The 25,824-nt window shown below is 65.9% G+C and carries 32 protein-coding genes; 29 read left to right on the forward strand and 3 right to left on the reverse strand.

Annotated features, from left to right (window positions below):
- Window positions 1-57 precede the first annotated feature (57 nt).
- The 17 genes from rpsH (at window position 58) to WFI52_RS08040 (ending at window position 11,031) form a co-directional block, all read left to right on the forward strand.
- A complete protein-coding gene (gene rpsH / locus WFI52_RS07960) occupies window positions 58-456 on the forward strand; it encodes a 30S ribosomal protein S8 (RefSeq protein ID WP_336626668.1) in 399 nt (132 codons plus the stop codon).
- A gap of 6 nt (window positions 457-462) precedes the next feature.
- Window positions 463-999, forward strand: a complete 537-nt coding sequence (gene rplF / locus WFI52_RS07965) for a 50S ribosomal protein L6 (RefSeq protein WP_336626669.1) — start codon at window positions 463-465, stop codon at window positions 997-999.
- Between the two features lie 2 nt (window positions 1,000-1,001).
- On the forward strand, window positions 1,002-1,361 hold the full coding sequence (gene rplR / locus WFI52_RS07970) for a 50S ribosomal protein L18 (protein ID WP_292862973.1): 360 nt from the start codon (window positions 1,002-1,004) through the stop codon (window positions 1,359-1,361).
- Window positions 1,362-1,381: 20 nt separating this feature from the next.
- Window positions 1,382-2,047 (forward strand): 30S ribosomal protein S5, encoded by a 666-nt coding sequence (gene rpsE / locus WFI52_RS07975; RefSeq protein ID WP_336626670.1) that lies wholly within the window; start codon window positions 1,382-1,384, stop codon window positions 2,045-2,047.
- Window positions 2,047-2,232, forward strand: a complete 186-nt coding sequence (rpmD, locus tag WFI52_RS07980; RefSeq protein ID WP_020098644.1) for a 50S ribosomal protein L30 — start codon at window positions 2,047-2,049, stop codon at window positions 2,230-2,232. The genes rpsE and rpmD overlap by 1 nt, the downstream gene beginning before the upstream one ends.
- Complete coding sequence (gene rplO / locus WFI52_RS07985; RefSeq protein WP_336626671.1) at window positions 2,232-2,834, forward strand: 50S ribosomal protein L15; 603 nt, start codon at window positions 2,232-2,234, stop codon at window positions 2,832-2,834. The genes rpmD and rplO overlap by 1 nt, the downstream gene beginning before the upstream one ends.
- Before the next feature lie 129 nt (window positions 2,835-2,963).
- A complete protein-coding gene (secY, locus tag WFI52_RS07990; RefSeq protein WP_336626672.1) occupies window positions 2,964-4,292 on the forward strand; it encodes a preprotein translocase subunit SecY in 1,329 nt (442 codons plus the stop codon).
- Window positions 4,289-4,876: an adenylate kinase gene (locus tag WFI52_RS07995; protein ID WP_336626673.1), complete on the forward strand. Its 588-nt coding sequence runs from the start codon at window positions 4,289-4,291 to the stop codon at window positions 4,874-4,876. Before secY ends, WFI52_RS07995 begins: the two co-directional genes overlap by 4 nt.
- A 2-nt stretch (window positions 4,877-4,878) precedes the next feature.
- Entirely contained in the window at window positions 4,879-5,733 is an 855-nt protein-coding gene (gene map, locus WFI52_RS08000; protein ID WP_336626674.1) for a type I methionyl aminopeptidase, read from the forward strand.
- A 98-nt stretch (window positions 5,734-5,831) separates the two neighbouring features.
- The gene (locus WFI52_RS08005) at window positions 5,832-6,518 is read left to right on the forward strand and encodes a DsbA family protein (RefSeq protein ID WP_336626675.1); all 687 of its coding nucleotides are present in this window, start codon (window positions 5,832-5,834) and stop codon (window positions 6,516-6,518) included.
- Window positions 6,519-6,650: 132 nt separating this feature from the next.
- Window positions 6,651-6,872, forward strand: coding sequence for a translation initiation factor IF-1 (infA, locus tag WFI52_RS08010; RefSeq protein ID WP_028496510.1), 222 nt, complete (start codon window positions 6,651-6,653; stop codon window positions 6,870-6,872).
- A 70-nt stretch (window positions 6,873-6,942) separates the two neighbouring features.
- Entirely contained in the window at window positions 6,943-7,059 is a 117-nt protein-coding gene (rpmJ, locus tag WFI52_RS08015) for a 50S ribosomal protein L36 (protein WP_005050492.1), read from the forward strand.
- Window positions 7,060-7,229: 170 nt separating this feature from the next.
- Window positions 7,230-7,604, forward strand: a complete 375-nt coding sequence (gene rpsM / locus WFI52_RS08020) for a 30S ribosomal protein S13 (protein WP_336626676.1) — start codon at window positions 7,230-7,232, stop codon at window positions 7,602-7,604.
- Window positions 7,605-7,631: 27 nt separating this feature from the next.
- Entirely contained in the window at window positions 7,632-8,030 is a 399-nt protein-coding gene (gene rpsK, locus WFI52_RS08025) for a 30S ribosomal protein S11 (RefSeq protein ID WP_292863005.1), read from the forward strand.
- 152 nt (window positions 8,031-8,182) lie between these two features.
- Entirely contained in the window at window positions 8,183-9,172 is a 990-nt protein-coding gene (locus WFI52_RS08030; RefSeq protein ID WP_196323697.1) for a DNA-directed RNA polymerase subunit alpha, read from the forward strand.
- Between the two features lie 47 nt (window positions 9,173-9,219).
- On the forward strand, window positions 9,220-9,777 hold the full coding sequence (gene rplQ / locus WFI52_RS08035) for a 50S ribosomal protein L17 (protein ID WP_336626677.1): 558 nt from the start codon (window positions 9,220-9,222) through the stop codon (window positions 9,775-9,777).
- Window positions 9,778-10,161: 384 nt separating this feature from the next.
- Complete coding sequence (locus WFI52_RS08040; RefSeq protein WP_336626678.1) at window positions 10,162-11,031, forward strand: hypothetical protein; 870 nt, start codon at window positions 10,162-10,164, stop codon at window positions 11,029-11,031.
- Between the two features lie 146 nt (window positions 11,032-11,177).
- Here WFI52_RS08040 and WFI52_RS08045 read toward each other — a convergent pair whose 3' ends face one another.
- The gene (locus tag WFI52_RS08045) at window positions 11,178-13,220 is read right to left on the reverse strand and encodes an acyltransferase family protein (RefSeq protein ID WP_336637403.1); all 2,043 of its coding nucleotides are present in this window, start codon (window positions 13,218-13,220) and stop codon (window positions 11,178-11,180) included.
- Window positions 13,221-13,321: 101 nt separating this feature from the next.
- Here WFI52_RS08045 and truA point away from each other — a divergent pair, with 101 nt between their 5' ends.
- A complete protein-coding gene (gene truA / locus WFI52_RS08050) occupies window positions 13,322-14,158 on the forward strand; it encodes a tRNA pseudouridine(38-40) synthase TruA (RefSeq protein WP_336626680.1) in 837 nt (278 codons plus the stop codon).
- 79 nt (window positions 14,159-14,237) lie between these two features.
- Window positions 14,238-14,921 (forward strand): endonuclease/exonuclease/phosphatase family protein, encoded by a 684-nt coding sequence (locus WFI52_RS08055; protein WP_336626681.1) that lies wholly within the window; start codon window positions 14,238-14,240, stop codon window positions 14,919-14,921.
- A 117-nt stretch (window positions 14,922-15,038) separates the two neighbouring features.
- Here the strand turns inward: WFI52_RS08055 and WFI52_RS08060 are convergent, their stop codons facing one another.
- Entirely contained in the window at window positions 15,039-15,551 is a 513-nt protein-coding gene (locus WFI52_RS08060) for an LPXTG cell wall anchor domain-containing protein (protein WP_336626682.1), read from the reverse strand.
- A 146-nt stretch (window positions 15,552-15,697) separates the two neighbouring features.
- Here WFI52_RS08060 and WFI52_RS14190 point away from each other — a divergent pair, with 146 nt between their 5' ends.
- From WFI52_RS14190 to WFI52_RS08080, 5 genes are all read left to right on the forward strand, one after another.
- The gene (locus tag WFI52_RS14190) at window positions 15,698-16,102 is read left to right on the forward strand and encodes a glycosyltransferase (RefSeq protein WP_442927721.1); all 405 of its coding nucleotides are present in this window, start codon (window positions 15,698-15,700) and stop codon (window positions 16,100-16,102) included.
- Window positions 16,103-17,227: 1,125 nt separating this feature from the next.
- Window positions 17,228-18,247, forward strand: a complete 1,020-nt coding sequence (locus tag WFI52_RS08065) for a glycosyltransferase family 4 protein (RefSeq protein WP_336626701.1) — start codon at window positions 17,228-17,230, stop codon at window positions 18,245-18,247.
- The gene (locus WFI52_RS08070; protein WP_336626683.1) at window positions 18,247-19,740 is read left to right on the forward strand and encodes an MOP flippase family protein; all 1,494 of its coding nucleotides are present in this window, start codon (window positions 18,247-18,249) and stop codon (window positions 19,738-19,740) included. Before WFI52_RS08065 ends, WFI52_RS08070 begins: the two co-directional genes overlap by 1 nt.
- 78 nt (window positions 19,741-19,818) lie before the next feature.
- A complete protein-coding gene (locus tag WFI52_RS08075; protein WP_336626684.1) occupies window positions 19,819-21,129 on the forward strand; it encodes a UDP-glucose dehydrogenase family protein in 1,311 nt (436 codons plus the stop codon).
- Between the two features lie 37 nt (window positions 21,130-21,166).
- On the forward strand, window positions 21,167-21,433 hold the full coding sequence (locus WFI52_RS08080; protein ID WP_336626685.1) for a hypothetical protein: 267 nt from the start codon (window positions 21,167-21,169) through the stop codon (window positions 21,431-21,433).
- Window positions 21,434-21,602: 169 nt separating this feature from the next.
- Here the strand turns inward: WFI52_RS08080 and WFI52_RS08085 are convergent, their stop codons facing one another.
- Entirely contained in the window at window positions 21,603-22,145 is a 543-nt protein-coding gene (locus WFI52_RS08085; protein WP_336626686.1) for a hypothetical protein, read from the reverse strand.
- A 168-nt stretch (window positions 22,146-22,313) separates the two neighbouring features.
- Between WFI52_RS08085 and WFI52_RS08090 the strand changes: the two genes are divergently transcribed.
- From WFI52_RS08090 to WFI52_RS08110, 5 genes are all read left to right on the forward strand, one after another.
- Window positions 22,314-22,508, forward strand: coding sequence for a hypothetical protein (locus WFI52_RS08090; RefSeq protein WP_336626687.1), 195 nt, complete (start codon window positions 22,314-22,316; stop codon window positions 22,506-22,508).
- 514 nt (window positions 22,509-23,022) lie between these two features.
- Window positions 23,023-23,631: a DUF2690 domain-containing protein gene (locus WFI52_RS08095; RefSeq protein WP_336626688.1), complete on the forward strand. Its 609-nt coding sequence runs from the start codon at window positions 23,023-23,025 to the stop codon at window positions 23,629-23,631.
- A 216-nt stretch (window positions 23,632-23,847) separates the two neighbouring features.
- Window positions 23,848-24,651 (forward strand): hypothetical protein, encoded by an 804-nt coding sequence (locus WFI52_RS08100; protein WP_336626689.1) that lies wholly within the window; start codon window positions 23,848-23,850, stop codon window positions 24,649-24,651.
- A 20-nt stretch (window positions 24,652-24,671) separates the two neighbouring features.
- Window positions 24,672-25,169 (forward strand): hypothetical protein, encoded by a 498-nt coding sequence (locus tag WFI52_RS08105; protein WP_336626690.1) that lies wholly within the window; start codon window positions 24,672-24,674, stop codon window positions 25,167-25,169.
- A gap of 260 nt (window positions 25,170-25,429) precedes the next feature.
- On the forward strand, window positions 25,430-25,678 hold the full coding sequence (locus tag WFI52_RS08110) for a hypothetical protein (RefSeq protein WP_336626691.1): 249 nt from the start codon (window positions 25,430-25,432) through the stop codon (window positions 25,676-25,678).
- Window positions 25,679-25,824: the final 146 nt, after the last annotated feature.

Raw genomic sequence — 25,824 nt, forward strand, 5'->3', positions numbered from 1 at the left:
AGAAGGTCGGCTGTCGTGTAACGGCATCCGAAACCACTGAACAAAGGAAACCAAGAAATGACGATGACAGACCCGGTCGCAGACATGCTGACCCGTCTGCGCAACGCGAACTCGGCGCACCACGACACCGTGGCGCTGCCGAGCAGCAAGCTCAAGACCAACATCGCCGAGATCCTCAAGCAGGAGGGCTACATCTCCTCCTGGGAGGTCTCGGACGCCCGTGTCGGACAGACCCTCACGCTGACGCTGAAGTACGGCCCGAACCGCGAGCGGTCGATCGCCGGCATCAAGCGCGTGTCCAAGCCGGGTCTGCGTGTCTACGCACGCTCGACCGAGATCCCCACGGTCCTCGGCGGCCTGGGCGTCGCGATCCTGTCCACCTCCTCCGGTCTTCTCACCGACCGTCAGGCCGAGCAGAAGGGCGTGGGTGGGGAAGTCCTCGCCTACGTGTGGTGATCTGACATGTCGCGTATCGGACGCCTGCCCATCACCATCCCCGCCGGCGTGACCGTCTCGGTCGACGGCCAGGATGTCGCGGTCAAGGGCCCCAAGGGCGAGCTCGCGCTCACCGTGTCCAAGCCCATCGAGGTCACGGTGGAGGAGGGCCAGGTTCTGGTCTCCCGCCCCGACGACGAGCGCGCCTCGCGCTCGCTGCACGGCCTGACCCGCACTCTCATCAACAACAACATCATCGGCGTCACCGAGGGCTACACCAAGGGCCTCGAGGTCGTCGGCACGGGTTACCGCGTCGCGCAGAAGGGCTCGGCCGTCGAGTTCGCGCTCGGCTTCTCGCACCCGGTGCTCATCGAGCCCCCGGCCGGCATCACGCTGACCGTCGAGGGCAACAACAAGCTCACCGTGAGCGGCATCTCCAAGCAGGCAGTGGGTGAGGTCGCGGCCAACATCCGCAAGATCCGCAAGCCCGAGCCCTACAAGGGCAAGGGTGTGCGGTACGCCGGCGAGGTCGTCCGCCGCAAGGCCGGAAAGAGTGGTAAGTAATCATGGCTGTCACGTCAAAGTCCGTCGCGCGCTCGCGTCGTCACCTGCGTCTTCGCAAGAAGGTCGTGGGCACCGAGGTCCGCCCGCGTCTGGTCGTCACCCGTTCGGCCCGCCACGTCTTCGTGCAGGTCGTCGACGACAGCAAGGGCCACACCGTGGCCTCGGCATCCACCCTCGAGAACGACCTGCGCACGTTCGATGGTGACAAGACCGCCAAGGCCCGCAAGGTCGGCGAGCTCGTCGCCGAGCGCGCGAAGGCCGCCGGCGTCTCGGACGTCGTGTTCGACCGCGGTGGCAACCGCTACGCGGGCCGTGTCGCTGCGATCGCCGAGGGCGCCCGCGAGGGAGGTCTGAACCTGTGAGCGAGATCAAGGAGAACGAAGTGTCCACTGAGGCTACGGCTGCCGTCGAGGCGCCCGCTGCCGAGGCTCCCGCGGAGCGCGAGCGCGAGCCGCGTCGTGGTGGCCGCGAGCGCAGCCAGACCCGTGGTGACCGCGGGTCGCGCGACGCCGACAAGAGCCAGTTCCTCGAGCGCGTCGTCACGATCAACCGCGTGTCGAAGGTCGTCAAGGGCGGTCGCCGCTTCAGCTTCACGGCGCTCGTCGTCGTGGGCGACGGCAACGGGCTCGTGGGCGTCGGCTACGGCAAGGCGCGTGAGGTCCCCCTCGCCATCTCGAAGGGTGTCGAAGAGGCCAAGCGCAACTTCTTCCGCGTGCCGCGCGCCGGTTCGACGATCCCCCACCCCGTTCAGGGTGAGGCCGCTGCCGGTGTGGTGCTCCTGCGCCCCGCCGCCGCCGGTACCGGTGTTATCGCCGGTGGTCCCGTCCGTGCCGTGCTCGAGTGCGCCGGTATCCACGATGTCCTCTCGAAGTCGCTCGGCTCGTCGAACACGATCAACATCGTGCACGCGACCGTGGCGGCTCTGAAGAGCCTCGAGGAGCCCCGCGCCGTCGCCGCCCGTCGTGGTCTCGACTTCGACCAGGTGGCTCCGGCCCGTCTGATCCGCGCCGAGGCCGAGGCCGCGAAGGCGCAGAAGGTTGGTGCCTGATGGCTGCCCGTCTCAAGGTGACCCAGGTCAAGTCCAAGGTGAGCGAGAAGCAGAACCAGCGTGACACGCTGCGTTCGCTCGGTCTGAAGCGGATCAACGACTCCGTCGTTCGTCCGGATGACGCGCAGACGCGCGGCTACATCAAGACCGTCGCTCACCTCGTGAAGGTTGAGGAGATCGACTGATGGCCGAGAAGGCTGAGAAGGTGACCGAAGAGGTCGCCGAGAAGAAGACCGCCGCGAAGAAGCCTGCTGCTGCGAAGAAGCCGGCTGCGGAGACCAAGCCCGCTGCTGCGAAGAAGCCGGCCGCAGCGAAGGCTGCTCAGGGGAAGGATGCCGAGGTCTCGCGCCCCGGTGTCCTGAAGGTGCACCACCTGCGTCCCGTCCCGGGTGCCAACACCGCCAAGACCCGCGTGGGTCGCGGTGAGGGCTCGAAGGGTAAGACCGCTGGTCGCGGTACCAAGGGTACGAAGGCCCGCTACCAGGTCAAGGTCGGGTTCGAGGGTGGGCAGATGCCCCTCCACATGCGTACGCCGAAGCTGCGCGGGTTCAAGAACCCGTTCCGCGTCGAGTACCAGGTGGTCAACCTCGACAAGCTCGCGGAGCTCTACCCGAAGGGCGGTGACGTCACCGTCAGCGACCTCGTCGCCAAGGGCGCCGTCCGCAAGAACGAGAAGGTCAAGGTGCTCGGCACCGGCGACATCTCGGTCAAGCTGACCGTGTCCGTCGACAAGGTCTCGGGTTCGGCCGAGCAGAAGATCGTCGCCGCCGGCGGCTCGATCAAGTAAGTCCACGGCAGGGGCCGGAGGGTCTCTCGACTCGCTCGAGAACAGTCCTCCGGCCCCTGTTGCCGTACTCTGGTAGGCGGTGTCCCTGCCCCAGGCGGCTGGATGCCGCCACACCTCTGGAGGAAATCCTTGTTCAGCGCCATCGCGCGGGTCTTCCGCACGCCGGATCTCCGGCGGAAGATCGCCTTCACTCTGGGCATCATCGCCATCTACCGTCTCGGCGCGCACGTCCCGACGCCGTTCGTGAGCTATCCGAACGTCCAGGACTGCCTTCAGCAGACGGGCTCGGCGAGCGAGGGGCTGCTCTCCCTCGTCAACCTGTTCTCCGGCGGCGCCCTGCTGCAGCTGTCGATCTTCGCGCTCGGCGTCATGCCGTACATCACCGCGACGATCATCGTGCAGCTGCTGCGCGTCGTCATCCCGCACTTCGAAACGCTGTACAAGGAAGGGCAGGCCGGCCAGGCCAAGCTCACACAGTACACCCGGTACCTCACGATCGCGCTCGCACTCCTGCAGTCGACGACCCTCGTCACGGTCGCGCGATCGGGCCAGCTCTTCGGCACCACTTCGATCGCGTCGTGCAACAGCCTCCTCACCAATGACGCGTGGTGGGCGCAGCTGCTCATGATCATCACGCTGACCGCCGGCACCGGACTCATCATGTGGTTCGCCGAGTTGGTGACCGAGCGTGGCGTCGGCAACGGCATGTCGATCCTCATCTTCACGTCGATCGCCGCGACCTTCCCGGCGGCGATGTGGGCGATCGCCCAGGCGCGCAGCTTCGAGGTGTTCCTGCTCGTCCTCGCCGTGTCGATCGTCGTCGTCGCTCTCGTCGTGTTCGTCGAGCAGTCGCAGCGCCGCATCCCGGTGCAGTACGCGAAGCGCATGGTGGGCCGTCGCACGCTCGGCGGCACGAACACCTACATTCCGATCAAGGTCAACATGGCCGGCGTCGTGCCCGTCATCTTCGCCTCGTCGCTGCTGTACATCCCCGCCCTCATCGCGCAGTTCAACCAGACGCCGGATGCCAATGGCAACATCCCGGGATGGGTGACGTGGATCCAGTCCTACCTGACGAAGGGCGATCACCCGCTCTACATGCTGCTGTACTTCCTCCTCATCGTCGGGTTCACGTACTTCTACGTCGCGATCACGTTCAACCCGGTCGAGGTCGCGGACAACATGAAGAAGTACGGCGGCTTCATCCCCGGCATCCGTGCCGGACGGCCGACCGCCGAGTACCTCGACTACGTACTGACGCGGATCACGCTGCCGGGCTCCATCTATCTCGGTCTCATCGCCCTGCTGCCGCTCATCGCGCTCGCGACGGTCAGCGCCAACTCCAACTTCCCGTTCGGGGGCGCCTCGATCCTGATCATCGTGGGCGTCGGTCTCGAGACCGTGAAGCAGATCGACGCGCAGCTGCAGCAGCGTCACTACGAAGGGCTCCTGCGATGACCGCGCCCCGACTCCTCATCATCGGACCGCAGGGCTCGGGCAAGGGCACGCAGGGCGAGCGCATCGCCGGCGCGTTCGGCGTCCCGGCCGTCTCGACGGGAGACGTCTTCCGAGCGAACGTCAAGGAGGGCACGCCCCTCGGCCTCGAGGTCAAGGCGATCATCGATGCCGGCGACCTCGTGCCCGATGCACTGACCGGCGCGATCGTGCGCGACCGCCTCGCGCAGGACGACGCTGCGGGCGGGTTCCTGCTCGACGGCTACCCGCGCAACCTCGGTCAGGTCGGCGACCTCGACGCGTTCCTGGACGAGCGTGGCGAGCAGCTCACGGCCGTCATCGAGTTGAGCGTGCCGCGCGACGAGTCGATCCGCCGCATCGCCCTGCGCGCGCGCGAGCAGGGCCGTGCCGACGACAACGACGAGTCGATCGCGAAGCGACTGTCGATCTACGAGTCCGAGACCGCTCCGATTCTCGACGTCTATCGCGAGCGCGGTGTGGTGGATGAGATCGACGGCGTCGGCAGTCTCGACGAGGTCTTCGAGCGCATCATCGTCGCTCTCGCGGCGCGCGGCATCGTCGCCTGATCGTGGCGTTCCGCCGTTCGCTCTACAAGACGCCCGCGCAGCTGCGGGCGATGGTCGAGCCCGGTCTCATCACGGCGGCCGCACTCGACGCCGTACGCGCTCTCATCGCTCCGGGCGTGACGACGGAAGAGCTGGATGCCGCGGCATCCGCCGTCATCGTGGCGCGGGGTGCGGAGTCGAACTTCCAGCTCGTGCGCGGCTACCGGCACACGACATGCGTGTCGGTGAACGACCAGGTGGTGCACGGCATCCCCGGCGCGCGCGTGCTCGCCGCGGGCGACATCGTGTCGATCGACGCGGGTGCCCAGTTCGAAGGCTGGAACGGTGATTCGGCGATCACGGTCGTCGTGCCGGGGGATACCCCGGCTGTGGACCCAGCTGTGATCGCGCGCCGAGAGCGGCTCTCCGAGGTGACCCGCGGGTCGCTCTGGGCCGGCATCGCCGCGCTCGCGTCGGCGCGCCGGGTGGGTGAGATCGGCGACGCCGTGCAGGGCTTCATCGAGCGGGCCGAGGCTGCGGACGGGGCGGAGTACGGCATCTTGCGCGACTACGTCGGGCACGGCATCGGCCGCAAGATGCACGAGGGGCCGACGGTGTTCAACTACCGGGTCTCCGATCTCGGCGCCGAGGTCAAGCCGGGTCTGTGCCTCGCGATCGAGCCGATGGTGACGTCGGGTTCGGACGCGACGTTCGTGGAGGACGACGACTGGACCGTCACGACCGTCGATGGCAGCGATGGCTCCCACTGGGAGCATTCGGTGGCGGTGCACGCGGACGGAATCTGGGTGCTGACCGCGCACGACGGCGGTGCCGCCGACCTCGCGCCCTACGGCGTGATCCCCGTTCCGATCCCCTGAGGGCCGCGTCTCCCGCGGGATTCACGGGCGATCCATAGGGGTGCATGGGCGAGAATAGAAGTCGGTGCGGCGGTAAGCCGCGACGAGGAGAGGCATCGATGGCACAGGCAGCAGCGGGCAAGACGAACTGGTTCGCGATCTGGGTGAGCGTGGCGGTCGTCGCCGTCGTGGCGCTCGTGATCGCGCTCGTGGTGTGGATGAACAACGCCGCGACCGACCCGGGCACGCCCCCGAGCGGGTCGGGCGTCAACCAGGAGACGGGCGCCGTCGTTGTGGGCTCGGGCGAGCAGACGCTCGACACCTACATCGACTTCATGTGCCCGATCTGCAATCAGTTCGAGCAGACGTACGGCGACGAGATCCTCGACCTCGTGAACAACGGCACGATCACGCTCAACATCCACCCCATCGCGATCCTCGACCGCTACTCGCAGGGGACGGCGTTCTCGACGCGCGCAGCAAACGCGATGTACTGCGTCGCCGAGGCCGACCCGGATGCCGCGGTGCCGTTCATGCAGGCCATGTTCAAGAACCAGCCGGCCGAGAACTCCACCGGCCTTACCGACGACCAGATCCTCGAGATCGCGAAGAGCGTCGGCGTCGAGGGCATCGACTCGTGCGTCACCGACGGCACGTACAAGAAGTTCGTGACATCGACGACCGAGAAGACGCCCATCGCGCCGGGATCGAGCGGCATCGGCACCCCGACCATCGCCGTCAACGGCGAGACCGTCGCCAACAGCACCATCCCGGCGAAGGGCCAGTTCGCGACGCTGTTCCAGTAAGCGCGCGGTTTGCCGGTACCCGGCATATCACGTACACTGGATCTTTGGTGCCTTGCGCCTTCATTGGCGTGTCTCCGGCACCACCATCCCATCCACCGCAGACCGGCCGGTCTGCCGAGCGTAAGCGAGCGTATGGCGAAGAAAGACGGAGTCATCGAGATCGAGGGTGTGATCTCCGAGGCGCTGCCCAACGCGATGTTCCGCGTCGAGCTGACCAACGGACACAAGGTCCTCGCGACGATCTCCGGAAAGATGCGGCAGAACTACATCCGCATCATCCCCGAGGACCGCGTCGTCGTGGAGCTTTCGCCCTACGACCTCACGCGCGGTCGCATCGTCTACCGCTACCGCTAGACCGGTCGAGAAGTAACACCCCCTCCGCGCTCGCGCGAAGGCCCGGTGAAGACAGCGAGAAAAGAAAATCATGAAGGTCAACCCCTCCGTCAAGCCCATCTGCGACCACTGCAAGGTCATCCGTCGTCACGGTCGCGTCATGGTCATCTGCAAGTCGAACCCGCGTCACAAGCAGCGCCAGGGCTGAGTGGATGCCGGGCTCCCCGGCATCCCTTCGCACACAACTCAATACGAACACACAGGCAGGTTCAGATCCCGTTCGCACGTCGAGTCCGCTCGTCGAATTGGGGGACACCCCGGGGCGGAGGCCCGGGCACCGATCCTGCTCCACACCTCCACAACTCCTAGGAGCATCGCATGGCGCGTCTTGCCGGCGTCGACATCCCGCGTGACAAGCGCGTGGTGATCGCCCTCACGTACATCTACGGCATCGGCCGTACCCGTTCGGCCGAGATCCTCAAGGCCACCGAGATCGACGAGTCGATCCGCGTCAAGGACCTCACCGACGACCAGTTGGTCGCCCTGCGCGACCACATCGAAGGCACCTACAAGGTGGAGGGTGACCTGCGCCGCGAGGTCGCCGCTGACATCCGCCGCAAGGTCGAGATCGGCTCCTACGAGGGCCTGCGCCACCGTCGTGGCCTGCCCGTCCGTGGTCAGCGCACGAAGACCAACGCGCGTACGCGCAAGGGTCCCAAGCGCACCGTCGCCGGCAAGAAGAAGGCGCGCTAAGGCGCGGTCCCAGGTTAGGAGAAACTCATGGCACAGGCCAAGACCGCCGCGCGCAAGCCGCGCCGCAAGGAGAAGAAGAACATCGCGCTGGGCCACGCCCACATCAAGTCGACGTTCAACAACACGATCGTCTCGATCACCGACCCGACCGGCGCCGTCATCGCGTGGGCCTCGTCGGGTGGCGTGGGCTTCAAGGGCTCGCGCAAGTCGACCCCGTACGCCGCCGGCATGGCTGCCGAGTCGGCCGCCCGCCAGGCCGCCGAGCACGGCGTCAAGAAGGTGGACGTCTTCGTCAAGGGCCCGGGTTCGGGTCGCGAGACCGCCATCCGCTCGCTGACCGCCGCCGGCCTGGAGGTCGGCTCGATCAACGACGTGACGCCGCAGGCCCACAACGGCTGCCGTCCGCCGAAGCGCCGCCGCGTCTGATCCTTCGACAGGCTCAGGGCCCCGTCCGGACGCCCTGAGCCTGTCGACACGCGTGTGCGGATGCCCCGGCATCCGCCGTCGTCTTACACAACTCAACACCTCATGCAATCGCACGTGTCATATAGCGGGCACGTGACGGAAAGGAACACATAGTGCTCATCGCACAGCGTCCCACTCTGACCGAGGAGAAGATCGGCGAGTTCCGCAGCCGGTTCGTCATCGAGCCGCTCGAGCCCGGTTTCGGTTACACCATCGGCAACGCGCTGCGTCGCAGCCTGCTCTCCTCGATCCCCGGGGCTGCGGTCACCAGCATCCGCATCGACGGCGTGCTGCACGAGTTCAGCACCATCCCGGGCGTGAAGGAGGATGTCACCGAGATCATCCTCAACATCAAGCAGCTCGTGGTCTCGTCAGAGCGTGACGAGCCCATCACGGCGTACCTGCGCAAGACCGGTGCGGGTGAAGTCACGGCCGCCGACATCTCGGCTCCCGCGGGTGTCGAGGTGCACAACCCCGAACTCGTGATCGCGACCCTCAACGACTCGGCCCGCTTCGAGCTCGAGCTCACGATCGAGCGTGGCCGCGGCTACGTCTCGGCGACGCAGAACCGCAACGAGTACGCCGAGGCGGGGCAGATCCCGATCGACTCGATCTACTCGCCCGTGCTCAAGGTGTCGTACCGCGTCGACGCGACGCGTGCGGGTGAGCGCACCGACTTCGACAAGCTCGTGCTGGACGTCGAGGCGAAGCCGTCGATCACGCCGCGCGACGCCGTCGCGTCGGCCGGTCGCACCCTGACGGAGCTGTTCGGCCTCGCTCGCGAGCTGAACGTCGAGGCCGAGGGCATCGAGATCGGCCCGGCGCCGGTCGCGGAGGTCGTCTCCGGCGAGCTGTCGATGCCGATCGAGGACCTGGACCTCTCGGTCCGTTCGTACAACTGCCTGAAGCGCGAGGGCATCAACACGGTGTCGGAGCTGGTCGCCCTCTCCGAGACGCAGCTGATGAACATCCGCAACTTCGGTCAGAAGTCGGTCGACGAGGTGCGCGACAAGCTCATCTCGCTCGGACTGTCGCTCAAGGACTCGGTGCCCGGGTTCGACGGCGCGCACTTCTACGGCGGCTACGACGACGAGACCATCTGATCGGCGCCCGACCGGTCTGCTGACACCTTTCCACTGGAGTAATTGACATGCCCAAGCCCACCAAGGGTCCCCGCCTCGGAGGCGGCCCCGCCCACGAGCGCCTGCTGCTCGCCAACCTCGCCGCCGCGCTGTACACGCACGGTGCGATCACGACGACGGAGACCAAGGCCAAGCGCCTGCGTCCCCTCGCCGAGCGCCTCATCACGTTCGCCAAGCGCGGCGACCTGCACGCCCGTCGTCGGGTGCTGTCGGTCATCGGCGACAAGGAGGTCGTGCACGTCCTCTTCGCCGAGATCGCTCCTCAGGTCGCGGAGCGCGACGGCGGCTACACGCGCATCACGAAGATCGGCAACCGCAAGGGTGACAACGCCCCCATGGCCCGCATCGAGCTCGTCCTCGAGCCCGTGACGCCGAAGAAGAAGGCGACCAAGAAGGCTGCTCCGGCCGCCGAGGCGGCGCCGGTCGTCGAGGAGGCCCCGGCCGAGGAGGCTCCCGTCGAGGAGACCGCCGCCGACGCCGGTGCCGAGTCGCAGGCCGAGGGCGAGGCGGCTGAGGCTGCCGCGGCCGACGCCGTCGAGACCCCCGCGGAGGAGAAGGCCGAGTAAGCCTCCCCGCGCACGAAAGCCCGCACCCGGTTCTCCGGGTGCGGGCTTTCGTCTTTCGTGCGGGTGTGCGGGTGTGCGGGCGCGCGGGCGTGCGGGTGTGCGGGCGGCGCATCGTGCCGGCGGCGCGGCTGTCGGTGCTGGGCCGTCGCGGGGTACCGAGATCGTATGTGCACTTTCTCAGGAGCGCTGCGGGCGCGAGCGTTCACGGGAGGGAGATCGGTGCGGTGTGCGTGCGCGTCGAGGGGTGCCGCTCCTGAGAAAGTGCGCGTGCGAAGCCCGATCCGGAGTCGAATCGACTGCTCCACAGGGTGCGATTGTGCGGAGCCGTCCACAGATCTCCACTCGTCCCGCCCGGGGGTAATGCAACGCCGCCACAGTGAGGGCGTGTCGACTTCAGCGCCCTTCCGTCCCCACGAACGCGTGCTCGCACGCGCCGAGCTCGCCGCGCTGGGGTACACCCGTCGGCGCCTGACGGCGGCACTGGAGCGAGGCGAGTTGGTCCGCCTGCGACGTGATCGGTATGTGTTCGGCGATGGGGCAGCGGATCTCTGGACGGCGAGCCTCGACCGCGCGGTGCGCCTGGGTGGGCGCCTCACCTGTGTGAGTCTGCTGGTCGCGCTGTCGGTGTTCGTCTTCGACGACGCGCGATTCCATGTGCGCGTCGGCGCGCACGCGAGCCGTCTCCGCGAGCGGGCTCGCCTGCCGCGATCGGGGTTGTGCTTCCACTGGTCGGACGCGTGGGAGTGCGGTCCTACGCGCGGCGTCGTCTCCCTGCTCGACGCCGTGCGGGATATGCTGCGGTGCACGCAGCCGCGCCATGCGATCGCGTCCCTCGACAGTCTGCTGTACCTCGGCCTGCTGACAAGCGATGCCCTCGAGGAGCTGTTCGCATCCCTTCCTGCGCGCTTCGGCGTCCTCCTCGCGCTGACCGATGCGCGCGCCGAATCGGGAACCGAGACGCTCGTACGACTCATGCTCCGACAGCTCGGAGCGCACGTTGACGTGCAGGTGCAGATCGACGGCGTTGGCCGCGTCGACCTCCTGGTCGACGGATGGCTCGTCGTCGAATGCGACAGTCGGGGCTTTCATTCGACGTGGGCGGAACGTCGGCGCGACCTCCGTCGCGACCTCGCGGCCGCCGCGCGGGGATACACCACCGTGCGTCCGATCGCGGAAGACATCCTCTACCGCCCTGACGAGGTGCTCGCGCTCCTGCGGGGCATCCTGCGGGCGCCGTCGCGGCGGCCGCAGTGAGCCGTCAGCATCGTGCTGCGCCGAGCGGCGAGCACGTTCTCAGGAGAGATTCTCCGGGTCTCGGGCGAGGATCCCCGCGAAGCCGCGCGGCGCCGCCAGCAACGGCGCCACCGTTCCTGAGAAAGTGCTCGCCCGGCCGTCGCGCGTCAGGGCGTCGGAGAGGCGGCGGATGCCAGGGCGCGCGCCGTCGCCCAGCGGACGAGCGCGACCTGGTAGGCGACCTCGGCGCGCTGATTCTCGGCGGCATCCACGGCATCGGCGACGGTAGCGGCGTAGAGCTGGCCGCCGGTGGGGCCGGGGTGGATCTCGTCGCCGGCGAGGTAGTCGAGGTGCGGCGCGATCGCCTGCGACCAGTCGGCGAGCACGACGCGCGGGTGCGACGCTGCGAAGGCGGCGAGTTCCGCGTTGACGCCGGGGATCCAGTCGCGCGGCGCATAGGCCGTCACGAGCACGAGCGAGCGGTGCGGGCCGAGGGTGTCGTAGATCTCCTGCAGGTCGGCGCCGTCGACGGGGCCGTTGGTCCCGAGTCCGACGACGAGGTAGTCGCGCAGCGCGCCCTGCGCGGACAGCCCGTCGATGATCTCGCCGCCCGCCCACATCGATCGCGACACGGCGGCGTCGACCTGGATTCCGGGGAATCGCCCCAGCAGTCCCTCGGCGGAGGCGAGCATCACCGAGTCGCCGACAGCTGTGATGCGGTCGCCGCTCACTTCGGCGGGCGGCGGGGGCAGTGGCTTGCCGTGTCGGCCCGTGCGTGGCGTCGCATCCGAGGCAGGAGAGGGGGTCGGCGAGGGGCTGGGCGCGGCGCCGAGTGCGCTCGGTTCCGATGCGGCTCGCGGTGTCGTCGCGGCGGACGGCGCTGCGGATGCCTCCGCCAGCGCTCGAGCTCCCGCGGCGACGACGGCCTCGCTCGAGGAGACGGCCGGGGCGGCGGCGACAGCGGCCGTCGTGCCGCCCACCACGAGGACGCCGGCGGCGAGCGTCGTGAGGGCACCGAACCGCCGTGCGGGCGCGCCGCCGAGGCGTGCGCCGAGCGCGCGCAGAGCGCCGCGGAACCCGAGGCGTCGCACGGGCTGCTCGAGCAGACGATAGGACAGCGCCGCCGCGACAGTCGTGACGAGGGCCGCTGCGATGCCGACGGGAATCGGCACCGTGGCATCCGTGAATCGTCCGACGGCCGCCTGCCCGAGGAGGACGACGACGGGCCAGTGCCACAGGTAGATTCCGTATGACCGCTCGCCGATCCAGCGCAGCGGCGCGACGTCCAGCGCCGCTCCGAGCGGCGATGCCGGGTGAACGGCCGCGGCGATGAGGACGGCCGTGGCGAGGGATGCCGCGAGCGGCACCATCGGATAGTTCGACGCGCCGCCGGGCCACGCGGAGATGACGACGAGCGCCGTGAGCGCGACGACTCCGACCGTGGCGAGCGTCGCGGCGATGCGGCGCGTTGCGGCGGGAGCGAGTGCACCTTCGGGGCGAACGAGTGCACCCTCGGGGGAGGGGGAGGGGGAGGGGGAGGGGGAGAGCGCGAACGCGACGGCGACTCCGAGGAGGAGGCCGAACGCGTGTGTGTCGGTGCCGAAGTAGGCGCGAGTGATGCTCGCGCCGCCCGCTTGCGCGGCGACTGCCCACACCGCCGAGCCGGTCGCCAGCGCGAGCGCGACGGCGACACGGGCGACGCGGCCGCGCACGAGCAGCACGAGTGGCAGCAACAGGGGCCACAGGACATAGAACTGCTCTTCGACGGCGAGCGACCACAGGTTCCGCAGCAGCTCGGGCTGGCCGCCCGCCATGCCGGCCGAGAAGTACGACGTGCCGGCGGCGATCGACAGCCAGTTGTACGAGAAGGTCGCCGCCCCCAGCACCTGCCGGCCGAGGCCGACGAGCACGTCGCCGCCGACGAGCCACGCCGCGCTCGCGCTCACCGTCACGACGAGGGCGAGTGCCGGCAGCAGTCGCCGCGCGCGGCGCACCCAGAACGCGCGCAGTGCGATGCGGCCGGTCGCCGCCCGCTCCCGCAGCAGGAGCGAGGTGATGAGGAACCCGGAGATGACGAAGAAGGCATCCACACCGACGAATCCGGAGTGCAGGAACGCGCTCGGGAACAGGTGGTAGACGACGACCAGCAGGACCGCGACGGCGCGAAGACCGTCGAGTCCCGCGTAGCGGGGGGCAGGGGAGGAAGGCATGACGAAGTGAGGGGTCGAACGGGGGGAGGAGGCGGCACGACAAGTGTACGTCGCGACCCTGAACGCAGAAGGGCCCGCGCCCGCCCGGCTAGGCTGACGGGGTGCGTCTGCGCCTCGATCTCGCCTACGACGGCACCGCCTTCCGCGGCTGGGCGCGGCAGCCCGGGCTGCGTACGGTGCAGGGCGTGCTCGAGCAGGCGATCACCCGCGTGCTCGGCGGCGAGCCGCAGCTCGTCGTCGCCGGACGGACGGATGCCGGGGTGCATGCCGCGGCGCAGGTCGCCCACCTCGATCTCACCGAGGCGCAGCTCGCCCGCCTGCGCAAGGGGCGCAACCCCACGCCCGAGGCGCTCGCCGCCCGCCTGACCGGCGTGCTCGGCCCCTACCCGGATGTCGCCGTGCATCGCACCGCGGAAGCGGCGCCCGGCTTCGACGCGCGTTTCTCCGCCGTCTGGCGCCGGTACGAGTACCGCGTCGCCGACCTCGCGACCGCCTACGATCCGCTCGAGCGAGCCCGCACGACAACAGTGAAGGCGCACCTCGACGTCGCCGCGATGGATGCCGCGGCGCGCTCCCTGCGCGGCCTTCACGACTTCGCGGCGTACTGCAAATGGCGTGAGGGCGCGACGACGATCCGCACGCTGCTCGAGTTCGGCTGGCGGCGCGACGACCTCGGCATCCTCGTCGCGAACGTCAAGGCGGATGCCTTCTGCCACAGCATGGTGCGCGCACTCGTCGGAGCGTGCGTCGCCGTCGGCGAAGGACGGCTGGATGCCGCCGACGTTTCGCGCATCCGCGACGAGGGCGTGCGCACGGCCGCGGTGAAGGTGCTCGCGGCGCGCGGCCTCACGCTGACCGAGGTCGGCTACCCCGCCGACGACCTGCTCGCCGCGCGCGCCGAGCAGACCCGGGCGCATCGCTCTCTCGACACCGACTGACCACACGCGGCCGACACCCACGCAATGCTGTGTCAAGACTGGGCGGATCCCCGGTTTGCGGGCCTAGGCTGGCGGCACCATGAAGGTGATCTCGTACAACCTCAACAAGCACAAGGCGATCGGCGAGCTCGACGATCTCGTGGAGTCGACGGATGCCGACATCCTGTGCCTGCAGGAGGCGGAGACCGACGCGCTCCCCGCGGAGGTCGCCGGCTTGCAGCTCGTCGATGCGACGGCGCGCAACCGGCTGGGGCTTGCGGTGTACCTGCGGGCGAACACGTTCACGGCGCTGGAGGTGCGCACCCTCGCCCTGAAGAAGTCGCTGCATGATCGCGTGCTCAAGCCTGCCGAGGAGCGGATGCTCGCGGTGCGCGTCCGCGACATCGATCACGGGCGCGAGCTCATTGTCGCGAGCTTCCACGCGGCGCCGCTGACAGCGCTCAACTCATTGCGGCGCAAGCAGATCACGGCGGCGCTCGAAGAGCTCGCGGGGCTCGGCGATCGCCTGCCGATCCTCATGGTCGGAGATTACAACTACCCCGTGTTCAAGGAGAACCTCGGTCAGAAGGTCCGCGAGGCAGGGTACGAGCTGAGCCTCAGCGATGCCCGCACGTACACAAGGTACAAGTTCTTCCGCGGGCATTACGACTTCGCGACGAGCGTGGGATTCGAGATCGAGACCGTGACGACGTTGCCGCAGGGGCGCAGCGATCACCTGCCGATCCTCGTGACCGCGACCGTCACCTCACTGTCGCCCGCCTGAGACGCCGGATACCGCGGGCGCTCGGCGGCGCATCGCTCGCTGGGCGTGGTGAAGTCCCGTCCAACGACGAACCCCCGCCCGGCTGAGCCGAGCGGGGGTTCGTGTGAAGGGTGTTCGTCAGGCGTCTGCCTGCTGGCGACCACGACGGACGGATGCGCCCACCGCGATCGTGGCGCCGGCGAGCACGAGCGCGCCGCCGCCGATCCAGATGCCGAGCAGCGAGTCGCTGTCGCCACCCGTGGAGGGGAGCGTAGACGAGCCGCCGGCCTCGGAGGACGCGCGGGTTCCGGTGGCGGAGAGCTCGTAGGAACCGCTGGCGTTCGAGGGCAGCGTCACCGACACCGTCGCGACACCGGTCTCGCTCGCCGTCTTGGTGACGGGCGACGAGGAGTTGACGGCGAGCTTCGCGTAGGCGAGCGAGGCACCGGCCGCGTTCTCGCCGACGAGCGTGAACGTGACATCGGCGCCGGCCGTGAAGCCGCTGAAGTCGTACGTTCCGCCAGCGGTGATCGTGATGGTGGTCGTGTTGGGGCCGGTCGGCGTGTACGCCTGCGCGGCGGCGGGGGCTGCGAACAGAAGGCCCACCGCGACGATGCTCGCCGCGACAGCCTGGGAGAGCTTGTTCTTCATGGGGGGATGCCTGCTTTCGAATCCGGTCTGCGTGTAAAACCGTCTAGCACTCGTTCCGTATATCCGGTCGAACCGCGTACCTATCCGCAGTCATAGATGACATCGGAAGGCTCAACGCGACGTATGGTGAACACACGGCCGCCTATTTGGGTCCCCTACCGCATGCAGATGTCCTCAGGCAATTTGAGGACTCGGATCTTTTTGTGTTTCCTTGTCAATGGGATGAACCGTTCGGCATGGTGGCGGTAGAGGCTATGTCGCGAGGATGCATACCGGTTGTTATAGGTCGAGGCGGGCTCGCCGAGGTTGTGCAAGGCGCCGGTCATGTGATTTCTCCACTGAACGCGGACCCGATTTCGGAGATGGTCGCCTACATGTCCGAACTTTGTCGCGACCCATCTCTCCTTGAAGCCAAGCGTCGGGAGTGCGTTATTCGCGCTGATGAATTCAATTGGGACAGGGTTGCACACGAGATGGACAGAATGATCGAAGAGATATCCCTCACGGTCGACGATAAAGTCAGATTGAGACCCGACGGGACTATGCAGTGATTGCTGGCAGGAATCTGGCCGCGCGGTACCTGCGTTCCTCACGCAGTCGGCTTCTCTCGTACTACAAGCGTGCTCGATTCGAGCTATCAAGCCGGCTATCCCACCATCGCCTGGTCGACGCAAGTAGTCCTGCGGTAGTGTCGTTGACCTCGTACGGCCGACGCTTAGAGACGGTGCATCTTGCAATCGAGAGCATCGGCGCCGGGACTGTTCGACCGAAGCGAATCATGTTGTGGATTAGCGACGATGACCGACCACGAATTACGCCGGCTCTGCGACGGCTTACGTCGAGGGGGTTGGAAATTCTCACTTGTTACGACTGGCGATCGCACAAGAAGTACTTTCCCTATTGCGTCTCGCATACTAGAGACCGCAGCGTCTTCGTTACTTGTGACGACGATGTGTTCTACCCACGTGGGTGGCTACGCGATCTATTGGTCGTTAGTGAAGCGTACCCCGATCATATAGTTGCTCACCGAACTCGTGTCATGGCGGTCGACGGCAACGACTTGCTTCCCTATGCCAATTGGGTGCCATCCCCCCCGATGTCAGTCGGATATCGGCATTTGCCGATCGGCGTGGGAGGTGTCGCCTATCCCCCTTCGCTTCTGGATCAAATTGCATCGAGAGGGACGCTGTTTTGGACGTTGGCGCCGTCTGCTGACGATCTGTGGCTTAAATCCTGCTCACTGAAGAGTCGTCTGAAGGTCATTGGTCTAAACTGTAGGCCACACTGGACGTTTCCAGATATTCGTTCTGCTGGCTCACGTACGGGACTTGCAGCAGAGAACGTCGGCGGTGGCGGGAACGACATCCAAAGCCGCGCGATATTCGACGATTCAGATATTCAGTTGATAGCGGGAGAGATTGATTCGAATCCCGCGGGCTCCACGGTAAGTTGCGCTGTAGTGCGATGAACCCCAGAACCCGAGCGAGTCTTTTTTTGCGCTATGGGCCTCGCTCGGTGCACGATCGCGGCATGCGAAATTGTATGCCCTCATTGAACAGCGAGTGGGGCTTAGCCCAAACGGAAAATCGGAGCGAGTAGCAATTTTGAACAGTGAAAAGCCAGGATCCGGATCAGTAGTGGTCAATGGACGCTTTCTAACCCAGCGAATAACTGGGGTGCAAAGGTTTGCGCTTGAAAGCTTGCGTGAACTTGCGCGTCTTCGACAGATTGTGATCGTTGCTCCCAGCGGTACCGCTATCCCTGATGGCCTCGATGGTTGCGACGTTGTACACGTAGGTTCCGGTTCGGGTCACAAGTGGGAACAGATGCAACTCCCGCTATATCTTCGAAGGAACGGTTCGCCTCTCCTGCTTAATCTCGCGAGTACAGCCCCCGTGTGGTACGGAAATCAAATCGTCACCCACCATGACATAACCTACGTCAGATTTCCGCAAAGTTTCAGTTGGCAATTTCGCCTCCTTTACGGATTCATTGTCCCGCCATTTCTAAAGAATTCATTGGCTATAATCACTGTGTCAGAGTTCTCCCGCCGGGAGATATCGAGCCATTACCGGATTCCCGCGGGTAAGATCCATGTTGTGCCCAATGGGGTGTCAGCCTTCTTCAGGCGGTCACCAGTTTTGGTCAGATCGGGTGCCCCCTACGCGCTAGCAGTATCCTCGCCGAATTCGCATAAGAACATTGCCCGTCTCATAGAAGCCTTCAGCAATGCGGATCGATTACCGGTGGAACGATTGGTCATTGTGGGCTCGCAGGCTAAAACCTTTTCCCGCCAGACATATAGTCTGCCGAAATCTGTAACACTTGTGGGATCGGTTGAGGACCCGGAATTGCTCAAATTGTACGCGGGCGCGGAAGTTTTTGTGTTCCCCTCCCTTTATGAGGGATTCGGAATTCCGCCCTTGGAAGCTCAGGCATTAGGTACCGTGGTCGCCGCTTCGGCGGCTGCATCAATACCCGAGGTGCTGGGGGAATCTGCCGTCTACTTCGACCCTGATGACACTGAGGAAATCCGCGCGGCGATCCAGCGGGTGGTATCGGATAAGGGTCTCGCCGAACAGTTGCGCGTCAAGGGATACGAGAATGTGAGCCGCTATACCTGGTCGCGATCGGCATCCCTTATAGATGCAATCATCGAACGCACGAAGTCCTCAAACCGCAGCTTGGGGGACTAATGTCCTTAACGTCTAAGTCGATTCGGGGAAGCGCATGGATAGGCATTGCAGTTGTGCTTGGGGCAATAGTACAAATTGTCCAACTCGCAGTTTTAGCACGACTCTTGACCCCCCATGATTTGGGGGTTGTGGCCGCCGTACTGGTGATAACGGCGTTCGCAGACCTCATCGCGACGATGGGCATATCAAATTCGATCATACAGAGACAAACTGCGACTGCGTCGGAGCTCTCATCGCTAAGCTGGTTAAACGTGATGGTCGGAGTGCTTGTGGCCATTCTAACCCTGCTGACATCGCCGCTGGTTGGGTTGTTCTTCCGCGACCCGCAGATTGCGACGCTGACGGCGCTGCTCGCTGTGGTGTTTGTTGTAAGTCCTTTTGCGCAAGTACCGCGAGGTGTATTGGAGCGTGACTTGCGCTTTCGCTCAGTTGCACTAACTGAGCTAGCATTCACCTTGGCGTACGCAGTTTTGAGTATACTTGCTGCCTATTTTGATGCGGGGGCGTTCGGTGTACTTGTCTCGTATGTATTTGCGGTGATCATTAGGAGCGCATGTCTGGTGCTCTTGGCTCGTTCGGCATTTCGTCTGGAGTTTCACTTCAAGTTTGCAGAAACCCGACGCTTTTTGTCTTTCGGGGTGTTCCAGTCCCTCGATTCGCTAATTTCCTTCGCCTCCGCAAATGCTGGCACGCTAGTCGTTGGTCGGGTTGTATCGCCTTCGGCGCTGGGCGGTTACAACTTGGCGACGACGTATGCAGTTAACTTCCCCGCTCGCGTCAACACCATCTTGACTCGAGTTGCTTTCCCCGTGCTATCACAAGTGCAGAACTCGCGTACACGCCTTGCAGCTGGTTCTGCATCTGTGATTTCAGCGGCAGCGATACTCAATGGGCCTATTCTTTTTGGCCTCATAGCGGCGGGACCTACTTTTGTGGTGGCTGTGTTCGGATCGAGCTGGCTGTGGGTCACTCCTGTACTCCAAGTGCTTGCGCTAGCGGGATACACCCGGGCGGTGGGCAATCCGATGGGTGCGATACTGATGGCAGCGGATCGCATGAAGCTCGGTGCGCTGGTGAACCTGGTGAAGTCGATTGTCTCGATTGCGATTATTGTTGTTTTCGGCTTGTCGTGGTCCACGATTGGTGTTGCCTACGGGATGTTCGTCGTAGGTCTGGCAGGAATGCTTGTCAACTACTTCCTTCTGGTGTACACGATCGGCTTGAGTCCTCGGTCTGCGATCACATCCAATTTGGTGGGCGTCCTCTTCTCGCTGCCGGTATTTGTAGTCGTGTGGGCTATTAGCGCCTTCGGTAATCTCGCTGGTCTGTCTGTCTATCTGAATCTTGCCATCTGCGTCTCCGCGGGTGCCATTGTCTTTGTCTTGCTGTTGGCGCTCGTGCCCTCGGTGCTGCGGGAGCCGTTCCAGGGAGTTCTCATTTCTCTGTGGGTATTTGCGTCGCGTCGTTGGCGCGGTGATCGGGGCCGGGCGTAATTTCTAAGCCAATTGGTCTCTGCTAGTGAGTGCTTCTCACGCAAATGGTGAGGATCGCGGTTTTACTGGGAGGTATATATGAGGTTCTCTGTCATCGGTTGTGGCTACCTCGGCGCGGTGCATGCCGCCGCCATGGCATCCATCGGTCATGAGGTCGTCGGTATCGACGTCGACCAGCGCAAGATCGACGCGCTGTCGAAGGGCGAAGCGCCGTTCTTCGAGCCCGGGCTGCAGGAGATCCTGACGGCGGGGATCGCGGCGGGCAATCTGCGGTTCACGACCGACATGGCCGAGGCTGCTGGCGCGAGGGTCCACTTCGTCGGCGTCGGCACGCCGCAGCAGAAGGACGGCTACGCGGCCGACCTCACCTACGTGAACGCCGCAATCGACGGGTTGCTGCCGTATCTCGCTGAAGGCGACATCGTCGCGGGTAAGTCGACCGTGCCGGTCGGGACGGCGGCGGGGCTCGCTCCGCGGGTCTCGGAGACCGGTGCGACGCTCGTGTGGAACCCCGAGTTCCTGCGAGAGGGTTTCGCCGTGCAGGACACGGTCGACCCCGACCGCCTCGTCGCGGGCGTCCCGGCTGGCGAGGAGGGGGAGCGGGCGGCATCCATTCTTCGCGAGGTGTACCACCCGTCGGTAGCGAAGGGGACCCCGTTCATCGTCACGGACTACGCGACGGCGGAACTGGTGAAGGTGTCGGCCAACGCGTTCCTCGCGACGAAGATCTCGTTCATCAACGCGATGGCCGAGATCGCCGAGGTCACCGGCGCCGACGTGACCCAGCTCGCCGACGCGATCGGACACGACGCCCGTATCGGGCGCCGATTCCTCGGCGCGGGTATCGGGTTCGGCGGCGGATGCCTGCCGAAAGACATTCGCGCGTTCTCGGCGCGTGCGGAGGAGCTCGGGCGCGGGGAGTCGGTGGCGTTCCTGCGGCAGGTCGACGAAATCAACCTGCGCCGTCGCGAGCGTGCCGTGCAGCTCGTCGTCGAGGGTCTGGGCGGATCGGTGTTCGAGAAGAACGTGACCGTGCTGGGGGCGGCGTTCAAGCCGCACTCCGATGACATCCGCGACTCTCCCGCACTCGACGTCGCCGTGCGGCTGCACGGGCTCGGCGCGAACGTGACGGTGACCGACCCGGCCGCGATCGAGAACGCGCAGCGCGTGCACCCGCAGCTGACCTACGTGCTCGACCGCGATGAGGCTCTGCGCGACGCGGACGCGGTCGTGCTCGTCACCGAGTGGGACGAGTACCGGCGAGAACTCGACCCGGAGCACGCGTCAACGCTGGCACGCGGCCGGGTTGTCGTCGACGGGCGCAACGGGCTCGACGCGGCGGCGTGGCGCGCGGCGGGGTGGACCTACTTCGGGATGGGGCGGCCGTAGGGTCGCGCTGCGGCCTTTTCGCAGTCAGGATCGAGTCATGGATATGTGGGCTCTCTCGGCTGGTGTGACGACAGCCGTTCTGGCCCTGCTTCTCTTGCTGATCCGGGCGGTGTTCATCCTCATGGACGGGCAAGAGGACTTCGTGTCGCTCATGGAATGGGCGACGGCTGGGGTCGCGTTGTTGGCCGCAGTTCTGACATTCGGCGCGCTGGGATGGGTTGCCATCGCGACGGGCCTGGCGTTCGCGGTTGCGATCATCGTCTTGGCAGCAGCGGTCATACGAGCTCGGCGCCGTCGTCTGTAGGGTCGCCTCAGGGGCGGAATCAGACGGGCACAAATGACTTCAGGCCGGCGGGGACGAATAAGCTACTTCTCCGTACCTGGGAGCGAAAGTCAACATGTGCGAAACGAACGGACCGATGAGCTGGTGTCAGACGGCACTAGCTGCAGGCCTCCCCGTAGCACACGTCAATTCAGGTGACCCATCGTCGATCACGGAACCCGGCGTAGGTGTCGTTCGCGGCTGCGAGGATCTCCGCGATGTAACCGTGTCGGACTACATCCGGGGCTGACTGGGGCGAAGTGCCCGGGGGTAGCGTGAGATCCACGCGCATCACTGCGCCTTGTAGACGGGGGCTCGTGGCGATGAGATCGTCGACCCCGTCGCGGAAGTTGCGTGTCGCGGCGAAGTCGCGTTCCTGACGCCGTCTCTCAAGGTCTGACCGGTGCCGCACGGCGAACTCGAGAAGGTCGTCGTCTTCTCGGAGCCACACGACCCTAGTGCCGTCATCCGGCAGCAGGGCGAGCGCCTCAAGGGTGCGCGAGTCGCGGGCTGCGGACGACTCGTAGTGGTACGAGACGTAGCGTCCTGGCGGATTCCGGATCAGGAGAAACGTTTGCTCGGCCCGCTCTGCCGAGAGCGTCTGGTCGATGGACTTGTTGTGCACGCTCGCTGCGATGTCGAGTCCGCTCGTCAGGCCATAGTTGAGAGAATCGGCAAGATGGCGTGCGAACACAGGCGTCCAAGCCTTGATGGTTGTGCTGATAACGACGACCGCGGGGCATCGCGGGTAACTGGGAGCAGAGATTTGAGGCTCGCGCGGCCGCGTGTACACGGGCACCGAGAATCGAGCAGGAGTGCCACTCCCTCCTAGCGGCCAGCCGCCGACCCGACTTTCGGATGCGTGGAGACCGTGCAAGTGGCGCCCGAACTCGTGAAGTACGTCGGCCACGGATGTATCCGCACCGTCGGTGCGGCGAAAAGCAAGTCGGTCCGCGAGGTGGATGCGATCTTCGGCCGGCCCTTCGAAGGCGGGCTCGACGGCCAAACCCCAGCGCGGCTGTGCAAGTACGGCTTCGACGAGTTCGGTCATCGCTGATCGTCTCATTCGGAGGAGTTGCTCTGCTTGGAACGTCGCAACTGCTGACTGGAGTTCGGAAAGCCTGATCGCCATATCGACGTGTGCGCGACCCGAATAGGACGGTGGAAGGACGCCGAGCCTAATCGCTATGTCGACGGGGTCCAGGCGGAGTGCACGTGCAACGGCGGGAAGATCCTCGAGCCGAGGATGCTGGACGCCAGACCGCCACTTGGCGATGGTCCCCGCGGTGATGCGCCCGTCCGTGTCGAGCAGTCGGGCGAGCGAAGCTGAACCGACTTGAGCTCGGGTCATCTCCTGAATAAGCCACGCGCCAAAGCCCGCCCAGGAGGGATCTCGATTTCGACATGATCATCCCATTATTGGCATAGTTTCCTATGCGGAATCGGACATTTCGAGGTTCGACATCGAATGATTATCGGGCGAGGCTAAGACCACGCCGGGCGCGGTGCACGGGTGCACCAAACCAGGCGGCGTGAAGTTCACCCGCTGACAAGTTGAAAGGCTCGCTCCGATGATCGATCAGACTGCACCCGCTCACGCTCGCAATTCAGACGTCACCACAACGCTCAGCCGCGGTGTCGCTGTCCTCATCGGCATCGGACTGCTCGTTGCCAGCATTACTAGTGCAGGCTCGGCCTCGGCCGTTGGCCCGTCCAAGAACGGAGCCCCGGGCTGTTATCAGAACAGCTGCGCTGGCAAGGATCCCGTGGCCATGGGGTGCGCTCAGGACGCCGTGACCTGGGACCGCAGGGACTACAGAAACGGAAACCTGGAATTGCGATACTCCGTGAAGTGCTTCTCGACGTGGGCTCGCTACACCCCCTACCCCGACGGTGTCACGCGGACGCTGCAGGCAGCCGGAGGAGGTTGGCGGACTTGGGTGGGGCCTGAGATCTGGGAGCGGGTGGGGCCGAACAAGCCGACGTACCGCAGCGTTCCGTCGAGCAACGGCAAGCGGTCGCAGTACTACGACACAAGGTGGACCTACATGGTCCCTGCCGGAGTGGACACATGTGTCGGGCTGGAGGAGCGTAACTCCTACCCTGCTGAGAAGAACTCTGCAGGCATCTCCACCCACTCCGAGTACGACACGTCGGAATACCAGGCCTTCTGCGCCTGACTGCCACGGGAGACGCGCCTCTTTGACTATCGGTCACGGGGCGTTTCTCGTGGCTGGACGCGGCAAGCCGACTTCCCTGCCCACGCGGACGCGCTATAACGCGCGGTTACGGCCTGTGATGGGGTTGCGGTGCAGCCAATGATCCGACACCTTGCGCGGTGGTGGCACCGCACAGACCGCTACTGTGGCTCCGGGGAGCACAGAGACGGATGCGCCGTGCCGCGAATTGCCGTGACAAGCGCGCGGCGCGCTGCTGTGGTCGCGGTCGCCGCGGGGCTGGTGGCGGTGGCGCTCGCCGCGTGTGCGCCTGACCAGGAGCTTGTGATCGATGCCTGCCCGAACGGTGCCGTGGTGATCGGCACCTCGGCATCCGATCTGCAAGAAGCGCTCGATGGGGCGCAGCCGGGCGCAGTCATCCGCCTCGCCTACACGACCTATGCGGGGCGGTTCACGATCACCGTGTCGGGCACCGACGACCGACCGATCGTGCTGTGCGGGCCGGGCTCGGCCCGGATCGACGGCGGCGACACCGCGAGCGGCTACGCGCTCCACCTCGACGGCGCCTCGCACTGGGTGGTGCGCGGCTTCGCGGTGACCGGCGCTGCCAAAGGCATCATGCTCGACGGCTCGTCCCACAACGAGCTGCAGAGCCTCATCGTTACGAACACCGGCCAAGAAAGCGTGCACCTGGGGGCCGGCAGCTCCGACAACCTCGTCCAGGGGCTCGTGGTGAGCGACACCGGCAAGACCACACCCGAGTACGGCGAAGGCATCTACATCGGCACCGCGACATCCAACAGGTGCGACATCAGCGCCTGCGAACCCGACCGCAGCGACCGCAACCGCGTCCTCGACAACAAGGTCTTCGCCGTCACCGCAGAAGCCGTCGATGTCAAAGAAGGGACGACCGGCGGAGAGCTCCGCGGCAACGACCTCACCATGGGTGACACCCCCGCCGTCGACTCCGTCGTCGACCTCAAAGGCAACGAGTGGACCGTCTCGGCCAACCACGGGCCATGACCGCGCCATAGGATCTGCACATGAGCTTCAGGGGGAAGGGCCTCGCCGTCGCGGCGCTGATCGTTGCTTCCGTCGGGTTCACGGGGTGCGCGGGCCCGGCGCCGACGCCGACGCCCACGCCGAGCGCCACCCGCACCGCGACGCCCGCGCCCAGCGTGACGGCGACACCCTCGGCATCCCCCTCGCCGTCAGCGACGTCGACGGCGAGTGCGGAGGCATCCGAGGGGGAGATGACGGGCGACCAGGCGATCGAGGTGTGCCTGCGGCTGCACGACGAGTACGCGAGCGCGGGGGAGAGCCTCGTGCCCACCGGCGCGGCGCAGGTCTACGACCGCACCGTCGAGCCGCACTGGCTCGTGCTGATCCCGGCGTCGAACAGCTACGGACCGGGGTACATCCAGTGCATCCTCGGCGGAACCTACGCCGACCCCGTGCACACCGGCGTCGGCGAGATGGTCAGCGACATCGTGACCGATGAGTACATCGAGCACACGCGCACCGTCAACGACGGCATCTAGGCGATCTGTGCGGGGTGGGTGGTCCCTGCACTTGCCCGAAGTGGTGCCGCGGGGACGAATCAGTTGATGTCGGTTAACTCTTCGTTTCGGCGGGAGTGTCGCGCCGCGCCATCGGCCACAATGAACACGAACGCCGGCTGGGACCGGCTTCACGCATCGCTCCGTTCTGGGAAACGGAGCCCCCGCAGCGCTGCGCTCCGCTCGCGGGGCACGTCGCGGCGGGTGAGCCGGTGATGTGGACGCACGCGCAAGGAGAGCTGATGAGCAGATCGCGGCCACCACGTATCGCTGAGATCTACCTCGATGCCCACTGGCGGCCCGCCCCGCCCGACCAGCGTCTCGACCGCGAGACCGCGACGGCGCTGCGTGACGAGGGCATCACCATGGTGCGGGTCGCGCCGCCCGCCGGGACGGCGCTGTGGCGGTACCTCACCGGGAGGCAGAGCGGCACCACCGGCCGCGACATCTCGCTCTCGCGCTACCTTGCGTCGGCGGGTGAGCGCGGGTGAGCTCGGGTGGTCGGCGGGCGGATTCGGCCGTTATGGGGTGAGTCCAATAGCGTGGTGTCAATTCCCGCGGGGTTCTCGTCGTCGTAGACGGTGAAGGGCCATCGTGGGATGACCAGTTGTTTCCGCCAAGAAGCAAGAAGAGTGAT

The sequence above is a fragment of the Microbacterium sp. MMO-20 genome, from assembly GCF_037147735.1.
Lineage (GTDB): Bacteria > Actinomycetota > Actinomycetes > Actinomycetales > Microbacteriaceae > Microbacterium.